General features: G+C 68.3%; 13 protein-coding genes. 7 read left to right on the forward strand and 6 right to left on the reverse strand.

Annotation, left to right across the window (positions count from 1 at the left end; genetic code table 11):
* Positions 1-116: 116 nt before the first annotated feature.
* The 4 genes from NTW26_03315 to NTW26_03330 all read left to right on the forward strand — a co-directional run bounded on the left by NTW26_03315 (position 117) and on the right by NTW26_03330 (position 5,882).
* Positions 117-1,586, forward strand: a complete 1,470-nt coding sequence (locus NTW26_03315; GenBank protein MCX7021302.1) for a hypothetical protein — start codon at positions 117-119, stop codon at positions 1,584-1,586.
* Between the two features lie 132 nt (positions 1,587-1,718).
* The gene (locus tag NTW26_03320; protein MCX7021303.1) at positions 1,719-1,991 is read left to right on the forward strand and encodes a helix-hairpin-helix domain-containing protein; all 273 of its coding nucleotides are present in this window, start codon (positions 1,719-1,721) and stop codon (positions 1,989-1,991) included.
* Between the two features lie 388 nt (positions 1,992-2,379).
* A complete protein-coding gene (locus tag NTW26_03325) occupies positions 2,380-2,730 on the forward strand; it encodes a metalloregulator ArsR/SmtB family transcription factor (GenBank protein ID MCX7021304.1) in 351 nt (116 codons plus the stop codon).
* A 35-nt stretch (positions 2,731-2,765) separates the two neighbouring features.
* On the forward strand, positions 2,766-5,882 hold the full coding sequence (locus NTW26_03330; protein MCX7021305.1) for an FAD-binding and (Fe-S)-binding domain-containing protein: 3,117 nt from the start codon (positions 2,766-2,768) through the stop codon (positions 5,880-5,882).
* Positions 5,883-6,451: 569 nt separating this feature from the next.
* Here NTW26_03330 and NTW26_03335 read toward each other — a convergent pair.
* The 6 genes from NTW26_03335 to uvrA all read right to left on the reverse strand — a co-directional run bounded on the left by NTW26_03335 (position 6,452) and on the right by uvrA (position 13,645).
* Complete coding sequence (locus tag NTW26_03335; GenBank protein MCX7021306.1) at positions 6,452-7,453, reverse strand: hypothetical protein; 1,002 nt, start codon at positions 7,451-7,453, stop codon at positions 6,452-6,454.
* 71 nt (positions 7,454-7,524) lie between these two features.
* Positions 7,525-9,153, reverse strand: coding sequence for a BamA/TamA family outer membrane protein (locus NTW26_03340; GenBank protein MCX7021307.1), 1,629 nt, complete (start codon positions 9,151-9,153; stop codon positions 7,525-7,527).
* Positions 9,154-9,226: 73 nt separating this feature from the next.
* Positions 9,227-9,562: a DUF6150 family protein gene (locus NTW26_03345; GenBank protein MCX7021308.1), complete on the reverse strand. Its 336-nt coding sequence runs from the start codon at positions 9,560-9,562 to the stop codon at positions 9,227-9,229.
* A 76-nt stretch (positions 9,563-9,638) separates the two neighbouring features.
* Entirely contained in the window at positions 9,639-9,908 is a 270-nt protein-coding gene (locus tag NTW26_03350; protein MCX7021309.1) for a hypothetical protein, read from the reverse strand.
* The gene (locus NTW26_03355) at positions 9,905-10,417 is read right to left on the reverse strand and encodes a hypothetical protein (GenBank protein ID MCX7021310.1); all 513 of its coding nucleotides are present in this window, start codon (positions 10,415-10,417) and stop codon (positions 9,905-9,907) included. Before NTW26_03355 ends, NTW26_03350 begins: the two co-directional genes overlap by 4 nt.
* 264 nt (positions 10,418-10,681) lie before the next feature.
* Positions 10,682-13,645 (reverse strand): excinuclease ABC subunit UvrA, encoded by a 2,964-nt coding sequence (gene uvrA / locus NTW26_03360; GenBank protein MCX7021311.1) that lies wholly within the window; start codon positions 13,643-13,645, stop codon positions 10,682-10,684.
* Positions 13,646-13,960: 315 nt separating this feature from the next.
* On the opposite strand from uvrA, the gene NTW26_03365 reads away from it, so the two are divergent.
* The 3 genes from NTW26_03365 to NTW26_03375 form a co-directional block, all read left to right on the forward strand.
* Entirely contained in the window at positions 13,961-15,982 is a 2,022-nt protein-coding gene (locus NTW26_03365; GenBank protein ID MCX7021312.1) for a FecR family protein, read from the forward strand.
* Between the two features lie 125 nt (positions 15,983-16,107).
* Complete coding sequence (locus tag NTW26_03370; protein ID MCX7021313.1) at positions 16,108-16,365, forward strand: hypothetical protein; 258 nt, start codon at positions 16,108-16,110, stop codon at positions 16,363-16,365.
* Positions 16,362-16,828, forward strand: a 467-nt coding sequence (locus tag NTW26_03375) for a hypothetical protein (GenBank protein MCX7021314.1), incomplete at its 3' end; no start/stop codon positions are given. The genes NTW26_03370 and NTW26_03375, both read left to right, overlap by 4 nt.

Below are 16,828 nucleotides of genomic sequence, written 5' to 3' on the forward strand. Positions count from 1 at the left end.
TGCGATGACGTAGGGCGGGGCTTCTATGCCCCGCCGCTTCCGCCCTATTCCGGGGCCACCGTCGAGTGGTACTTTTTGTTAAAATGGGCTCGTGTCGGTTGCAGGAGGCCGGTTCCATGCCGCGATTGGTGGCGCTCGGCGATTCTCTGGCCCAGGGGGTGACCTCCGGGGCGGTGTGGAAGACGAGCTGGAGTTTCCCGGCCATGGTGGCGCGCGCCCTGGGCCTGACGGTGGGCGCGGGCGAGGGATTCGACTTCTGCGTCCCCCACTTCGGCCTGGGCGGGATGCCGCTGAACCTGGAGCGGCTCCTCCTCGACCTGGACTTCACCCTCGGCGGGCCCGGGCTGGACCTGGTGGACTGGCTCCTGGCGGCCAGGCCGGCGGTGGAGGAGTGGCTCGAGGAACGCGACGAGTACTACGAGCACGGCTTCGGCGCCCTGGCCCGCAGCTACCCCGGCCCCTACCACCTCCTGGCCTGCTTCGGCTTCACCGTGGAGGACCTCTTCACCGCGAACGGGAAGCGTTGCGATCGGCTCATCCGCGAGCGCCGGTGGGACGACCGCTCGGAGTTCATGGAGAAGTTCCCCTCGTCGGCGGCCTACCGCGCCGCCCGGCGGGTTCTGAACCCCGCCGCGCACAACGAGCTGAACGGGCTGACCCAGGTGGACTGGCTCGGCCGGATCGAGGAGCTCCAGGGCCCCATCGAGAACGTCATCCTGGTCGTGGGCCTGAACAACGCCGCGGGGGTCGTCACCCGGCTGGAGGTGGTGGAGACGGGCCCCGAGCCGCCCGCCCCCGACCTCGTCGAGGGATTCAGCCTGTGGCACCCCAAGGCCTTCGAGGCGTCCTACCGTCAACTGGCGGATCGAATTTCGGTTAATACGCGGGCGCGGGTCTTCGCGGCCACGCTGCCCTACGTCACCGACGCCCCCCTGCTCCGCGGCGCCGGACCCCGCAACCGCGGGCCCCGCGGTGAGCATCACGAGTACTACGTCCACTTCTACCTCCGCGAGGAGAACCCCTCCCGGGAGCGGTTCCCCTTCCTTTCCGCCGAGGATGTCCTGCACGTCGAGGAGAACCAGGACGCCTACAACGAGGTCATCCGCACCGTGGCCCGGGAGCGCGGCTGGCGGGTGGTGGACCTGGCGGGACTGTTGAACGGGCTGGTCGGCCGCGGCGAATACACCCCCGACGCCCACCTGCGGCACTTTCTGGGCGACGACGACCATCCGCTGCTGAAGCTCGTCCCCCCGCCGAGGATGGAGCTCTTCCGTTCCGACGCCCAGGGGCGGCGCACCGGCGGCGGCCTGGTCTCCCTGGACTGTTTCCACGGCACCGTCACCGGCTTCGCCCTGGTGGCGGAGCTCTTCGTCCGGGCCATGCTCGAGGAGGGGGTGGAATTCCGCGACGCAGGGGGGAAGCCGCTCCCACCCGCCGGGGTCCGGCTGCCCTGGGAGCGGGTTCAGGCGGTGGACCAGCTTCTCGAGAACCCGCCGCGGCTCTGGGCGGACCTGCTGCGCGCCGGGGAGCATCTGGGCAAAATCTGGGAGCGCGTCGGCGGCGTAATCAGCCTCTTCCGCACCTGACCCCCTGGACGACCACGAGATAGCCTCCGTGATAGAGCGGCTCGGCGGGAAGCGGGCGGGTGAACCCGAGCTGACCGCGCCCCGTGCCGGGTCCCTGGAAATTATTTTGCCGACCGTTCAGAAGAGGTGACCGTGCTCAGACCGATAAAGATGGAGGTCCTGCGGGAGCTGGTGAAAATTCCCGGCGTGGGCCCCCGGACGGCCGAGGACCTCTACGATGTGGGAATCCGCGCCGTGTTCGACCTCACGCGGCAGGCGCCCGAGGCGCTTTTCGAAAAACTGTGTGAGCTGCGGGGGAAGCGGGTGGATCCCCGCACGCTCTACATTTTCCGCGCCGCGCGCTGCTACGCCGAGAAGCCGGACACCGATACGGAAAAGCTCAAGTGGTGGCTCTTCAAGGATTGACGGTTCGCCCGCGGGCCGACCTAAAGGTCGGCCCCTACATTCGGCAATGACATGAACGGGCGACCGGGGACGGTCGCCCCTAAGGCTGGGACTCGCGCGTTACCGACGTAGGGGAGGGTCTCCTGACCCTCCCGTTTTACTCTCACCCCGGCCCTCCCCCAAATGTAGGGCGGGGATTTTAATCCCCGCCGCTTCGCCCCTCTCCCCCACCCTCTCCCCAGAGGGGGGAGGGGATTTTAGGGCAGCCCTCACCCCTGGTTGCGATGATGTAGGGGCGACCCTCTGCGGTCGCCCGTGGACCGTAGCTTTCACTTGACGTGGGATCAATTTCCGTCTACACTAATTCCGGTTATTCGGTTATCGCAAAATTACGAAAAGGAGACGCGCCGTGCCCGAAGCACCCACCCTCGCGGATTTCAAGGAAACGGCAAGGCTCTTCCGCGCCCTCGCCCACCCCCTCCGCCTGGCCATCACCTGCGGCCTGGCGCGCTCGCCGGTCACCCAGGGCGAGATAGTCGCCGTCCTGGGGCGGCCCCAGAGCACCATCGCCCAGCACCTGGCCAAATTGCGCTCGGCCGGGGTCGTCTCGGGCAGCCGCGAGGGGGCCCAGGTGGTCTTCCACGTCACCGACCCGGCGGCGGGCGCCGTCATCGAGGCCGTCTGCCGCCAGCGGCACAGCTCCGCCCTCAAGGAAATAACCTGGGAGGAGCTCGGCGCCCTCGACTGGAATTCAATCTAAAAAAAATTTCGGATAAATCGCAAAAGGAGCCGACCATGGCGGGTTTAGGAAAAAAAGCACGGGAGCATCTCCGGGAGCGTTTCCCCGGCCGGGTGACCTTTGACAAAACCGAGCGGATGCTCTATGGCCACGACATCGCCTCGGTCCCCAAGCTCTTGAAGCCGCTCATCGGCGGGACCGTTCCCCGCGCCGTGGTCCAGCCGGCGGACGAGGGGGAGCTGGTCGAACTGGTGACCTGGGCCTGCGGGCGCGGCATCCCGCTCACCCCGAGGGGCAAGGCCACCTCGGGCTACGGCGGCGTCCTGCCGGTCAAGAAGGGCCTGGTGGTGGATTTCTACCGGATGCGGGACGTCCTGGAGATAGATGCGGGGAACCTCACCGCCGCCGTGGAGCCGGGCATCACCTGGGAAGAGCTCGACGAGCGATTGAAACCGAAAGGCCTGACCCTGCGCACCTACCCCACCAGCTACCCCTCCTCGACGGTGGGGGGCTGGCTGGCCCACGGGGGCGCGGGCCTGGGCGGCTACGAGTACGGCTACTTCGCGGACAACGTGGTCTCGGCCCGCGTGGTTCTATCCTCGGGCGAGGTGCGCGAGCTAGCCGGGGACGACCTCGACCTCGTTTCCGACGCCATGGGCACCACGGGCTTCATCAGCCGGGTGACCGTCCGGGTCATGCCCGCCGAGGAGCTGGACGTCATCTCCATCTCCTGCGCCGACGCCCACGACCTCCAGCGCTTCATCGAGCGCGTCCTGGCCGAGGGGCTGCCGGTCTGGTCCATGATGTTCATCAACCCGCGCATGGCCAAGCTGAAGAACCTGTCACCCCTGCGCGAGCACCACGGGGAGCCGGCCGAGGAGCGGGTCCTTCTGCCCGAGACCTACGTCATAACCCTCACCTTCCGCAAGCGCGACGCCGAGCGCATCCACACTTACTTCGATTCCCCGCACCCCGAGTGCTCCGCCGAGATACTCACCGACAGAATCGCCCGGCACGAGTGGGAGAACCGCTTCAACCTGATGGTGGTCAAGCGGCTCGGACCGTCCCTGGTCCCGGCCGAGGTGGTCGTTCCTTTAAAAACGCTGGGCGACGTGATGACCGAGATCGAGGAAAAGCTCCGGCAGCCGGTGGTCAAGGAGGCGGTCATTATCCGCGAGGGTCGGGGCGGCGGGCCGGAGGTGGTGATTCTCGGCTTCATCCCCGCGGACGAGCGGCGCTTCGGCTACACCTTCCTCTTCGCCCTGTCGCTCTCGATCATGAAAATCGCGCGGCGGCACGGCGGCCGTCCTTACGCCACCGGCCTCTACTTCGCCGGCCTGGCCGACGGAATTTTGGGCGCCGGGAGGGTCAAAAGGCTCCGGGGCGCGAAGCGCGAGGCGGACCCCAAGGGGCTGCTGAACCCGCGCAAGGTGCTCTCCAACGGCCTGGTGGGGGCGTTCATGGGCCTGGCGGGGTTCTTCGAGCCGCTGGTCCGGGCCCTGGGGAACGGTGTCTCCGTGGAAATAGGCGAGCGGCCGAAGAAGCCGGTCCGGGGCATCCCCGCCGACGTGGCCTGGTACGCCTACTCCTGCTCCCAGTGCGGCTACTGTGTGGACACCTGCGACCAGTTCTACGGTCGGGGGTGGGAGAGCCAGAGCCCGCGCGGCAAGTGGTACTGGCTCCGCCGGATGATGGAAGGCAAGGTCAAGTGGGACCAGGCGATGGTGGACACCTTCCTGGTCTGCACGACCTGCGAGCTGTGCAACCTGCGCTGCTCGGCGTCGCTGCCCATCGAGCCGGCCTGGATGAAGCTGCGCGGCAAGCTGATTCAGGACGACGGCCGGATGACCTTCCCGCCCTTCGAGGTGATGGGGGCCGCGACCACGGCCCAGGGGGACATCTGGGCCGGGTATCGGAAGAACCGCGCCGACTGGTTCCCGGAGGATTTGATCCAAAAGCACGGCCCCGGCGTCAAGGCCCCGGTGGTCTACTTCGCCGGCTGCACCGCCAGCTACGTCGAGAACGATATCGGCCAGGCCACGGTGCGCCTTCTGGACGAGGCGGGGGTGAACTTCACCTACCTGGGCCAGCGCGAGAGCTGCTGCGGCACGCCGATGCTCGTGGCCGGGAAGTGGGACGTCTTCGGCGAAACGGTGCGCAAGAACATCGAGGCGGTCCAGGCCGCGGGCGCCAAAACGGTGGTCACCTCCTGCCCGGCCTGCGACATGATGTGGCGCCACCACTACGCCGGCTGGGCCAAGGAGCTCGGCCTCGAATACGACATAAAAACCCGGCACTACTCGGAAATCATCGCGGAGAAGCTGGCCGCCGGGGAGTTCAAGTTCCCCGATAACGGCGGCAAGAAGGAACGGGTCACCTGGCACGACTCCTGCCACATCGGGCGCGTGTCCGGGGTGTACGAGGAGCCGCGGGCGATGATAAAGGCCGTTCCCGGCGTCGAGTTCGTCGAAATGGCGCACAACCGCGAGGAGGGACACTGCTGCGGCTCGGTGCTCACGCTCATCAAGGACCCGCCCGTGGCCGCCGACATCGGCGAGGGGCGCCTGGCCGAGGCCGTGGACGCCGGGGCCGAGAAGGTCCTGGCCCTCTGCCCCTGCTGCGAGTTCCAGCTCCGCGTCAGCCGGGACAAAAAGGACGTTAAGGTCCAGGTGCAGGACCTGGCGCGCTTCGCCGCCGGGAAGCTCGGCTACGACTTCCCCGACCCCGAGCCCGAGGTCCGGCGCCAGTGGGCCGTCTTCGAGAAGATGATCGCCCTCATGACGCCGGTGGGCTTCGCCGACCTCATGGACACCATGTGGCCGGAACTCTTAAAGGCCATGCCGCTGGGCATGGGCGCAATGATGCGGTTCATCGGGAAGCTGGGGCCGGTGGGCGGCGGGATGCTCTTTTTGATGCGGCCGCTCTTCCCGATTCTCTTCCCGATGCTGTTGCCGGGAATGATGCCCAAGGTCATGGCGACCATGCTGGAGCGCATCGGGGGGATTGTCCCCCTGCCAGACTACATGGCCGAGCAGATGCCGGAGCTGATGCCGGGGGTGATGGACCGGCTGCTGCCGCACATGGTCAAGGACCTGGTGCCGCACGCGGTGCTGAAGATGATTCATTTCTTGCGGACGCAGAAGAAGAAGGCGGCCGCGACGGCGGCGGGTTAGTCGCCGTCGGGGGTGGTGGTTATCGAGGACCAACGTAGGGGCCGACCTTTAGGTCGGCCCGAGGGCGACCGCAGAGGACTCGTCCTACGGGTCGCCCCTACGTCATCGCAACCAAGGGTGAGGGCTGCCGTGGCCCCCTCTCCCTTTTAGTGAGAGGGTGGGGGTGAGGGTCGGGGCAAATAATGAAAAAAACGGCGGGGTTAGGAAACCCCGCCCTACGGAATTGGATTGAATCGCACATCACCCTCGTAGGGGCCGACCTTTAGGTCGGCCCGCGGCGGCCCGCAGAGGACTCGTCCTACGGGGCCGCCCTACATCATCGCAACCGAGGGTGAGTGGTGAAGCGGGCAGGTGTGGACACCCGCCCCTACATCATCACAACCTCGTTTTGCCCCCCTCCCGAGCCCTCCCCCCAGAGGGCGGTGGGGATTGTGGTAGCCCTCACCCTAGCCCGTAGGCGCGCCTCTCCCCAGAGGGGAGAGGGGAAATGAGATTTCACCCGTAAAAAAAGGGACCGCGCGGGCGGTCCCCTTCTTCACGCGGATGAGAAATACCAGGCTCCGGGGCGGCTAGCTGCCCGCCGCCTTCTGCATCTCCTCCAGGGCCTTGAGCGTCTCGGGGTCCAGGCCCTCCATGCCGCTGGGCATCCCGCCGCCGCCCGGCTGCATCATCGCCGCGCCCATGAACATCATCATCAGGGCGTTGGCGTCAATCTTCGTCGGCTTGGCGGAGGTGAGCTGGCTCACGTAGCCCGACTGTCCGTAATCGGACAGGACCAGGGGCTCCTCCCCGTCCTTGGTGACGATCTTGACCAGGCCGAAGAAGGGCACCTCGGGGGAGAAGTAAATCTCCGCGGTCTCGCCCTCGTAGGTGACCAACACTTTGTCGCAGGCGTAGGTCTTGCCGGCGACCTCGGCGGTGACGCCCCTGACCAGCTCGAAGGTCGGCATCACGACTTCCTCGGCCGCCTTCTCGCCGCCGTAGGACTTCTCCATCTCCTGGGCCATCTCCATGCCGGCGGCGGCCTGATCGCCGATGAGCTTGGTGAAGCTGGGGATGTCTATCTCGAAGGCCTGGCCCTCGGCCTCCACGATGAGGCGCAGGACGGTCTGGTTGAACTCGTCGAGGCCCTTCTGGATGTCCTCATTCGTGGGCTGGCCCTTCGCTTCCACGCCCTGCGTGGCCATGGCGTCCGCCAGGAGGCCTTCCTCGGGAATCTTGGGGTCCTGGAGCCAATCCACGACATCTTTCCCGAACTGCACGTAGGCCTCTTTCTCGACCAGAACCTTTATGACGACCTTCTGGCCCTCGGCGGGCACGGCCACTTCGATCCAGTAGCCGGGGACGCCCCCGAACTCCTCCTCACCGACCAGGGCCAGGGTGACCTCGCCCACGTCTTTGCCCGTGTAGGTGACCCATTCGCCGAGCTCGGTGGTGAAGGTGGGGGGACCGACCGGGACGACATCGGCCTCGCCTCCCTCACCCTCCGCGGCCTTCTCCTCGCAGCCCACGAGGCCGAAGAGGAAAGCGAGGGCGATAAGGAGCATGAAAACCTTGGCGTGCTTCAACATGAACCTCCGTTTAAGCGTGAGAGTATCGCTTCGAGAAACGAGTATAGCGGCGCTCCGCGGGGGTGTCAACCTCACAGGAGGCGGTCCAGGACGAGCCGGACCTCCAGGACGCCGGAGTCCAGGCCCGAGTCCTGGCTGAGGGCGTAAACCACCTCGAGGCCGCCCACTCCCAGGTTGACGACGAGGCCGATCCCGTAGCCGAGGGCCCGCCTCCATATCGTCCGGGTCGTGAATGGCGCGGTGGAGATCGGTTGGTAGTAGGCGAAATCGCCGAAGGCGAACAGGCGCCCCGAATCCCCCAGCCGAAGGCGGTACTCGGCCGTGGCGAGGGCGTATGCGTCGGTGGGCATCTCGTGGGCGCGGTACCCGCGGGGCCGGGCCACGCCGCCCAGGTAGAAGCAGTCCAGGGATGCCGGCGGCCGGACGTCGGCGATTCCCCCCTCCGCCAGGAGCGCCAGGGTGTGGGGCTCGATGGGCGTCCAGTAGCCGTCTACGCCCAGGCGGGCCTGGAGCGGCGTCTCCCGCCGCGCATCGTAGCGCCGCTGGCCGGCTCCCAGCTTGCACCACAGGTCGAGGCCGTCGGTGGGGTCGCGCGGCCGGTCGGTGTAATCCAGAAGGGCCCCCAGCCCGGCGCCCATAAACGCGCTCGACCCCACGCCCTCCTGGGAGTCGGAAGAGAACCGGGCGGCGAGGGATATCTCGAGGTGGTCTCCCAGCGGCTGGCGCAACTCGGCCTCCCCCGAGTCGGAGCGGCGGTCGGAGCGCAGAAGGCCGGTGTAGGTGAGCCCCAGGGACGCCAGAGTGCCGAAGAGGAACCGCTTGGTGTATCCCGCCCGGTAGTCGGCGTTGTCGGCGGATGTCCGCCGGTACAGCCCGGCGAGGTCGTGCCCCCCGCCGCCGAGGTTGGCGAGCTTGAACTGGAGTTCCCCGAAGAGCCCGGTCCCGTCCCCCGTCTCGCCGAGGCCCAGGGCGCCGTCGAAATACACCGTCCGCGCCGGCTCGGCCTCGAGCCGCAGGGTCGTCCCGTCGAGAGTGAGAGCGACGCGGGCGTAGTAGCCCGTCCGCTCCATGCGTCGCCGGGCCGCCTCCAGGGCGTCGGGGGTCAGGGGGTCGCCCCGCGCCAGCCCCAGGGCGGCCAGGGCGGTGAGCCGCGCGTCATCGTCCAGGCCGACGACCTCGAGGGTGTCCACGCAGGTGAGGTCGCCTTCCGACAGCTCGAGGGTCAGGCTGAGCGACCCGTCGGGCGCGCGCCTCGGCTCGACCATCTCCATGCCGGCGTTCAGGTAGCCCGCCGAGGCGTATAGGTCGCCCACGGCCCGCATGAGGCCGTTTGGCCCGTCCCTGCGCCAGCCGGTGCGCGCCGCCGCCTCGACCAGCCGCGGCTCGACGGCCAAGGCTCCGTTCACCGTCAGAGCGCCCAGGGCGGCCCGCTCGCCCCGCTCCACGGCGACCCGCAGCCGGACGCCGCCCTCGCGCCGGATGAGCTCCGGGGTGAGCCGGGCGTCCAGGTAGCCCTCCGCGGCCAGGGAGGCCGCCGCCTCCTTGAGCGCCAGATCCGCCTGCTCCTCGTCGAACTCCTCCCCCACCCGGAGCGCGGCCAGCGCGGGCAGCTCCGCGCCGTCCCCTTCCAGGCCCACCAGGGGGACCGCTCCGGCCGAGACGGCCAGGACGATCATGAGCGATGCGGTGGTATATTTCACGGACGATTCCCCAGATTCAAGAAGGGGAACGGCCCACGGCGTTCCCCGTCAAACCGGTCCCCCGACGAAGGGATCAGTGCAGGCGACCCTGCCACGGATGGCCCTCGTTCCAGCCGGCGTAGGACTCGTAGTCCACGAAGTACACCTTGAGGTCGGCCTCCGACTCGTAGTCCACGTAGTAAATGACCACGTCGGCTTCGGACTCGTAATCCACGAAATACCACAGGGCGTCCTCGCCGTCGGCGTAGCTCTCGTAGTCCACCACGTAGACGTTCAAATCGGCGTAGCTCTCGTAGTCCACGATGTAGACGTTGAGGTCGGCCTCCGATTCGTAGTCGGCCACGTAGACGTTGCCCGCCGGGGCGGGGGCGAACATCGCCAGGGCCAGGACCGCCGGGAGCTTCTTCACCGCTCACCTCCCCGTCGTGCGTTGCGGACCCGCGGCACGTTCAAAGTATAGGCCGTTTCGGCGCCGATCTCAACGTTCACTCGGAGTAAGGCGCCAGCGACTCCTCGCCAAAGTCCTCGTTCCCCGGGGCATACCACCGCCCCCGCCATCCGTTCCCTTCTTTCTCGTACACGGAGACGCCGTAGGTGCCCTGGTTGAATCCGGCCACGAGCCAGTCTCCGACGGGAAGCGCGCCGCCGGGAATCTGCTCCTCCCCCACGGTCCAGCGCAGCACCACGGCGCCGTTCCAGGGCTTGGCCTGAAGGAAGCCCTGGTACTCCGCCCCGTCGGGGCCTTTCCCGGTCACCTCGAACGCCGCGTCCTCGGGCCACGCGCCCAGGGTCGGCGGTTCGCCGGAGACCTCGCCGATGAACGACGCCAGAGGCGAGCCGGCGCGCGAGATGCAGATGGCGGAAACAAAGCGGCTTCGAGGCGATAGACGCCGATGTCCAGCCCCCCGGGGCCGACCCGGGCCACGGCGAAGAGGCCTTGCCCGAAGGTCATCCCCACCCCCCGGGCGTCGTGCCCCCCGCCGGTCCAGACGAGCTCGAAGGCCGCGGGATTTTCCCCGCAGCGCGTGATGGTCACCTCGGTGGAGAAGGGTGCGCCGCCGGGAGGGGTAGAGAGCGAGGAGTAGGTCACGCAGGGAGGGAAATCGGTCGCGTCCCCGAGAGGCCCGGGGAGGGGCGACGGGCCGTCGTTCGACGGAGGCGTCCCGGTCTCGTCGGGGACCGGGGCCTCCTCCCCGCCGCAACCGGCCAGGAGGGCGGCGGCGATGAGGAGCGCGATCGTCGAGAGAACGGCGGTTTTTGGCATCGAGCGGCGCCCACGCGCGGTTCATCCGGGCCGTAGTGAAGGGTGATTATACCCGCAAGGGCCGCTCCGGGCAACGAGAGACCTCGGGGAAGGGGATACGGTGAGCGAACGCTCATTTATGGAAAGGGCGGCATACAGAGCTGCCGCCCTACGCCGTATCGTATTGGATGTAGGGCGGGGATTTCTATCCCCGCCGCTTTACCCCTCACCCCGGCCCTCCCCCCAGAGGGGGGAGGGGGTAAACAGCGGCCCCCGCCCCGGTCCCTACCGCCGGCCCACCGCTCCGGGCACGGTCTCGGCGAACCGCGGCAGGACCTGGCGCAGGACGTTCCCGGTGTAGGATTCCTCGATGAGGGCGACCTTCTCCGGCGTGCCCTGGGCGATCATCCGCCCGCCGTCGTCCCCGCCTTCGGGGCCCAGGTCCACGATGTAGTCCGCGTTCTTTATCACGTCCAGGTTGTGCTCGATGACGATGACCGTGTTGCCCATGTCCACGAAGGTCTGCAGCACGCCCAGGAGCTTGGCGATGTCGGCGAAGTGCAGGCCGGTGGTGGGCTCGTCGAGGATGTAGACGGTCTTGCCGGTGGAGCGCTTGGTGAGCTCGCGGGCCAGCTTGACGCGCTGGGCCTCGCCGCCGGAGAGGGTGGTCGCCGGCTGGCCGAGCTTGACGTAGTCCAGGCCCACGCTGGTGAGGGTCTCCAGCATCCGGGCTATCTGGGGGATGTTGCGGAAGAGCTCCAGCGCCTCGGAGACGTCCATCTCGAGCACGTCGGCGATGTTGTAGCCGCGGTAGCGCACGGAGAGGGTTTCCTTGTTGTAGCGCTTGCCGTGGCAGACGTCGCAGGTGACGTAGACGTCGGGCAAGAAGTGCATCTCGATTTTGATGAGCCCGTCGCCCTGGCAGGCCTCGCATCTCCCGCCGCGGACGTTGAAGCTGAAGCGCCCCGGCGTGTAGCCGCGGACCTTGGCCGCGGGGAGCTGGACGAAGAGCCTCCGGATGTGGTCGAAGACCTTGATGTAGGTGGCGGGGTTGGAGCGGGGGGTGCGGCCGATGGGGCTCTGGTCAATGTCTATGACCTTATCAACCTGCTTGAGGCCGGCTATCTTCTCGAAGGGGCCGCCGTGCAGCCGCGTCTGCCGCAGGCCCGTGGCCAGCGCGGGGAAGAGCGTCTCGTTCACCAGCGAGCTCTTCCCCGACCCGGAGACCCCGGTGACCGCCGTGAAGGTGCCCAACGGGATGCGCAGGTCCACGCCCTTCAGGTTGTGGTGGGTGCAGCCGTAGAGCTCGAGGAAGTGGCCGTTGCCCGGTCGGCGCCTCTCCGGGACGGCGATGGCGAGGTCTCCGGCGAGGTAGCGGCCGGTGAGCGAGCCCGGCTTCTTCTTTATCTCGTCGGGGGTCCCCTGGGCCACGATGTGGCCGCCCATGTGCCCCGCGCCGGGGCCGAAGTCCACTATCTGGTCCGCCGCCAGCATAGTCGCCTCGTCGTGCTCCACCACGATCACCGTGTTCCCCAGGTCTCGGAGGTCGGTGAGGGTCTTGATGAGCTTGACGTTGTCGCGGTGGTGCAGGCCGATGGAGGGCTCGTCCAGGATGTAGAGCACGCCGACCAGGCCGCAGCCTATCTGGCTGGCCAGGCGGATGCGCTGGGCCTCGCCGCCGGAGAGTGTCGGCGCCGAGCGGTTCAGCGACAGGTAGTAGAGCCCCACGTTGACCAGGAACCCCAGACGGGAGCGGACCTCCTTCAAGAGCTCCTGGGCTATCTTGCGCTCGGTGTCGGTGAGGGTGAGGTTGGCGAAGAACCTGACCAGCTCGCTGACGGGCAGCTCGCCCAGCTCGTGGATGTTGAGATCGTCGAGGGTCACGGCCAGGGTCTCGGGACGGAGCTTCTTGCCCTCGCAGACCTTGCAGGGCAGGCTGGTGAAGAAGCGGCTGTAGAACTGCCGGGCCGCGTCGGACTTCGTCTCCCGGTAAAGCCGGTGGAGGTTTTCGATGACCCCGGTGTAGGCGTGGGTGCTGGAACCGGAGCCGTGCTCGTACTCCCAGGTGAACTTTATCTCCTCGTCCTCGGAGCCCTCGAGGATGATCTGGTGGACCTCGAGCGGGAGCTCGGCCCAGGGGGTGTCCAGGCTGAAGTTGTAGTGGCCCGCCAGGCTCTCCAGGCGCGACAGCCGCCAGGTCTTCGTCTCGTCAATCTTGCCCCAGACGGCCACGGCGCCCTCGCGGATGGAAAGCGTGGGGTTGGGCACCACCAGGTCCGGGTCCACCTCCAGGGTGGAGCCCAGGCCGCCGCATGAGGGGCACATCCCCTGGGGGCTGTTGAAGGAGAACATCTGGGGGGAGAGCTCGGGGAATGATATGCCGCAGACGGCGCAGGCGTTGTGCTCCGAGAAAATGGCCCGGCCGCCGGCGTCGAAGTGGGGGACCTCGCCGTCAATCTCCTCGCCGGGGGCGCCCTCCCTCTCGGACAGACGGGCCAGCGCCTCGGCCACCGCGCCGGAGAGGCCGTCCGAGTCCTTGACCAGCACGATGGCTATCACGCCGTCCGCCAGGCGCAGGGCGGTTTCGATGGAGTCGGTGAGCCGGGCGCGGATGTTCTCGCTGGCGATGAGCCGGTCCACGATGACCTCGACGTCGTGGGGCCGCTTGCGGTCCAGACCGGCAATCCCGACCAGCTCCTCCATCCGAGCGTCTATGATCGCCCGGACGAACCCCTGCTGGCGCAGGCTTTCCAGGAGGTTCTTGAACTCGCCCTTCCGGTTGTTGACCACCGGGGCGTTGACCATGAAGCGGGTCCCGGAGGGGAGCTTCATCACCTCCTCGACTATCTGCTCGGCGGTCTGGGAGCCGATGGGCCGGCCGCAGCTCGGGCAGTGGGGCTTGCCCACCCGCGCGTAGAGGACGCGGAGGTAGTCGTAGATTTCGGTGATGGTGCCCACGGTGGAGCGGGGGTTGCGGCTGGCGGCCTTCTGCTGGATGCTGATGGCCGGCGAGAGGCCGGTTATCTGGTCCACCTTGGGCTTTTCCATCTGCCCCTGGTACTGGCGGGCGTAGCTGGAGAGGCTCTCGACGTAGCGCCGCTGGCCCTCGGCGTAGAGCGTGTCGAAGGCCAGGGAGCTCTTCCCGGAGCCGGAGACGCCGGTGAATACCACCAGGCGGCCCCGGGGGATGACGAGGTCTATGTTCTTGAGGTTGTGCTCGCGGGCCCCGCGGATGGTGATGTCTTCCATATTTTTTGTTGGGTGTGGTGGAGAGCCGATTCTAATCGTTCAATAATAAATGAAAAGGTCACCGGAGTCAAGGCTGGAGGGGGAAATTCCCCCCCGGAGGGTCGAACCCCCACGTGAAGTTGACGTGATGATTGAATACCCTTACGCGGGAAACTTCCCCGCGGTTCCTGAGCCCGACCGGCGTTCGCGACCGGCGGGGGCCCTTCGACGCGGACCGCGACCCGCCGGTCGTCCGGGTGACGGGGACTCTCTCGACCCGGCCTTGACCGTGGAACGGATGTTGCTATAATCTCGATTGAGGTTGTATCGGAAGAGATGCGTTTTCTCATTCCAGCGCTGGCGCTCTTTATCGTGACCGCGGCCTGCGCCGAGGAAGCGGTCCTGCGCCCCGGGGAGACGCTGGAGGCGCTGGCCGAGCGCGCGATGGGCCAGGCCGGACTCTGGCGCCTGCTCCTGGCGGTGAACGAGGACCTGGCCGGTCGCGACCCCCAGGTCGGCGAGCGGCTGACGCTCCCCGGTCCCGATGTGGGGTGGGCGGAGTTGGTGGCGGGCGACGGCAACGTCGTGGTCGGCCGGGAGCACGGCGGGTTCGAGCCGCTCCACTCCGACACCGCCGTGGCCCCCGGCGACACGGCGCGCACGGGGGAGCTCTCCACCGCGGAGCTCTCGGTGGGCGGCGCCCGGGTCATCCTGGCCCCCTTGACGGGACTGAGCCTCGAGGGATCCGTGCGGAGCGAGGGGGCGAGCTCGACCCTGCTGGAGCTCCTCTACGGTCGGGTGAGGGCGGTGCTGGACGTTATCCTGGGCGAAGGCGGGGAGTTCCGCATCGGCGGACCCACGGCGGTGGCCCTCGTCCGCGGAACGGATTTCGAGGTCGCTTCGCCCGACCCCGGCGTGACGCAGATAGCCGTTTTCCGCGGGCGGGTACTGGTAGAACCGCACCTCGTGGGTGAACCCGCCGGGGAGCCCTTCGGTGAACCGTTCGAGCTGGGTCCCGGCGAGGGCGCGGTCATCCGCGAACACAGCGTCGTCCGGTCGGTCCTCCCCGCCGAGCCCGTGTTGCTGCGGCCCGAGGACGGCGCGTCCCTGGTCTTCGCCGCCGACGCCCGGCGGGGCGTGGTGTTCGAGTGGGAGGCCCCCGCGGGGGCGACCCGCGTTCACGTCCAGCTCGCCTTTGATTCGGCCTGTACGCGACTCTACGAGGATCGCGAGCCGGCCGCCGGCGACGAGCTCCGCCTGGAGCTGGTTCCCGGCACGTACTACTGGCGCGCGGCCGCCCTGGACGACAACGCGCTCTCCGGCGCGTTCTCCCCGGCGCGCTCCTTCGAGGTGGTCGTGGACGACACGCCGCCGGACCTGGAGATAGAGGGCTGGCGGCTGGGCGGCGGCGGACGCACCCTCACCCTGTGGGGCCGGACTCTGGACGCGGCCAACCTCGTCGTCGGCGCCGGGCCGGTCCCCCTCTCCGGCGACGGCGGCTTCGAGGCCATCGTGCCCACGGGCGCCTACGACGGCTCGGTGCCCCTCGTCGTGCGCGACGCGGCGGGCAACTCCCGGGAGTACCGCCTCGTGTTCCACATCCCCGACCTGCCGGTGGGCCTGGTGGGGCCCACGGGCGGTACGGGATTGAGCACGCTCGCGTCCGCCCGCGGCCCGGAGCCCTGGTCCCTGCGCGTCGCCCTGGGGGCGGACTACTACGACCGGCTGGTCGGCTCCACCGTTCCGGAGTACACACCCCTCGAGCGCGTGGTCCAGCCCTGGCTGGCCGTCTCCCTCGGCCTCGGCGGCTGGGGGGAGCTCTCCCTCAAGGCGCCCTACGTCAACCAGATTTTTGCGGGAGGCGAGACCTTCGCCGGGATGGGCGACCTGGCGCTTGAGGGGAAGCTGGCTCCCCCCGCGCCCGGCGATTTCGCCTACGCCTTCTACGCGAGGCTCGCCCTCCCGACGGGACCGACCTACCCCGAACGGGACGATGTCGCCCGTTACCGTCCGCCGGTGGACCTGGGTCCCGGAACCCCCGACGGCCGCGCGGCCCTGGCCGCCGGTCTGGCCCTCCAGTACGACTTCCTCAAGGGCGGGGTTCTGGGCAATGTGGGCTACGACTTCGCGGCGGGGGGCGGCCTCGAGGGCGGCATCGGCTTCGTCTGGGCCGCCACGAGCTGGTTCACGCTCTCGGTGGAAAGCCAGTACGCTCTTTCGACGTACGAGGAGTTCTCCCTCATCCCCGGCTTCCATTTCCGCGTCGCCGACCTGGAGCTTTCCCTCACCCTGGGGGTGCCCCTCGGCGGTGACGGCGCCCTGGAAACCGGGCTGGCCGTCGTCCTGTTCGAGCTGTGACCGGGGCGGCTTAGAGATTGCCGTTGAATCCGGCTGTCGGGCGATCCCGCCAAAAGGCCGCTCGCGTGACGGTGGGCGGGTGAAGGGGGTCGGTTGATTCCCTTCGACACGCGACGGGAACGGGCATGCGGGATTCGGTTTTCTTGAAAGCGGCTCTCGGCGTCGCCCTGCCGGCGGCCTCCGCGGCGGCCGACATCCGGGCCTGGACCCCCGCCGACGGGGTGGTTCCCAACCCGGGCGGCGGCGAGGTCGTCATCCGCGAGGCCGAGCTTTCTTACCCCGACGGCGTGGGCGGCTGGTCGGCCCCCGAGCTGAACGTGTTCTACCAGATACGTTTCGGGGAAACCTGGAAGGTCACACTTTGGAAGGCGAAGGGCTCATGAAATACCTCCCCCTGTTTGTTGTTCTCCTTGCGTCCATGGCGTCGGCGGTGACCGTGGAGGAGCTGGCCGTCCAGCCCGACGGTCCCGACTGGGCGGCGCGGGTCGAGGGGATCGGCCTGACCGACCTCGTCGCCGGCCTGGGACGCATCGCCGACGACACCACCCTCTCCGCCGGCGAGAGGCTCGACCGCCTCAGCCGCTTCGCCGCCCTGGAAATCGGGGTGGACGCCCTCTTGCGGGTCACCGGCGACGGGCTTCCCGTCCTGGCGCTCGCCGAGGGTCTGCCGGGGAACCTCCGCCTGCTTCTGGCTTCCTACCGTTGGGTGGAGGACGACGAGGCCCGGGAGCGGCTGCTGGTCGCCCTGTACCTGGGTCTGGACGGGATACGCGACGAGCTGCGGGATTGCGCCCGGAGCGGCGAAGTCGAGTCCGCGCCGGCGGGCGCGCTGTTCAAGCACTTCGG

The sequence above is a fragment of the bacterium genome (assembly GCA_026398675.1).
Lineage (GTDB): Bacteria > RBG-13-66-14 > RBG-13-66-14 > RBG-13-66-14 > RBG-13-66-14 > RBG-13-66-14.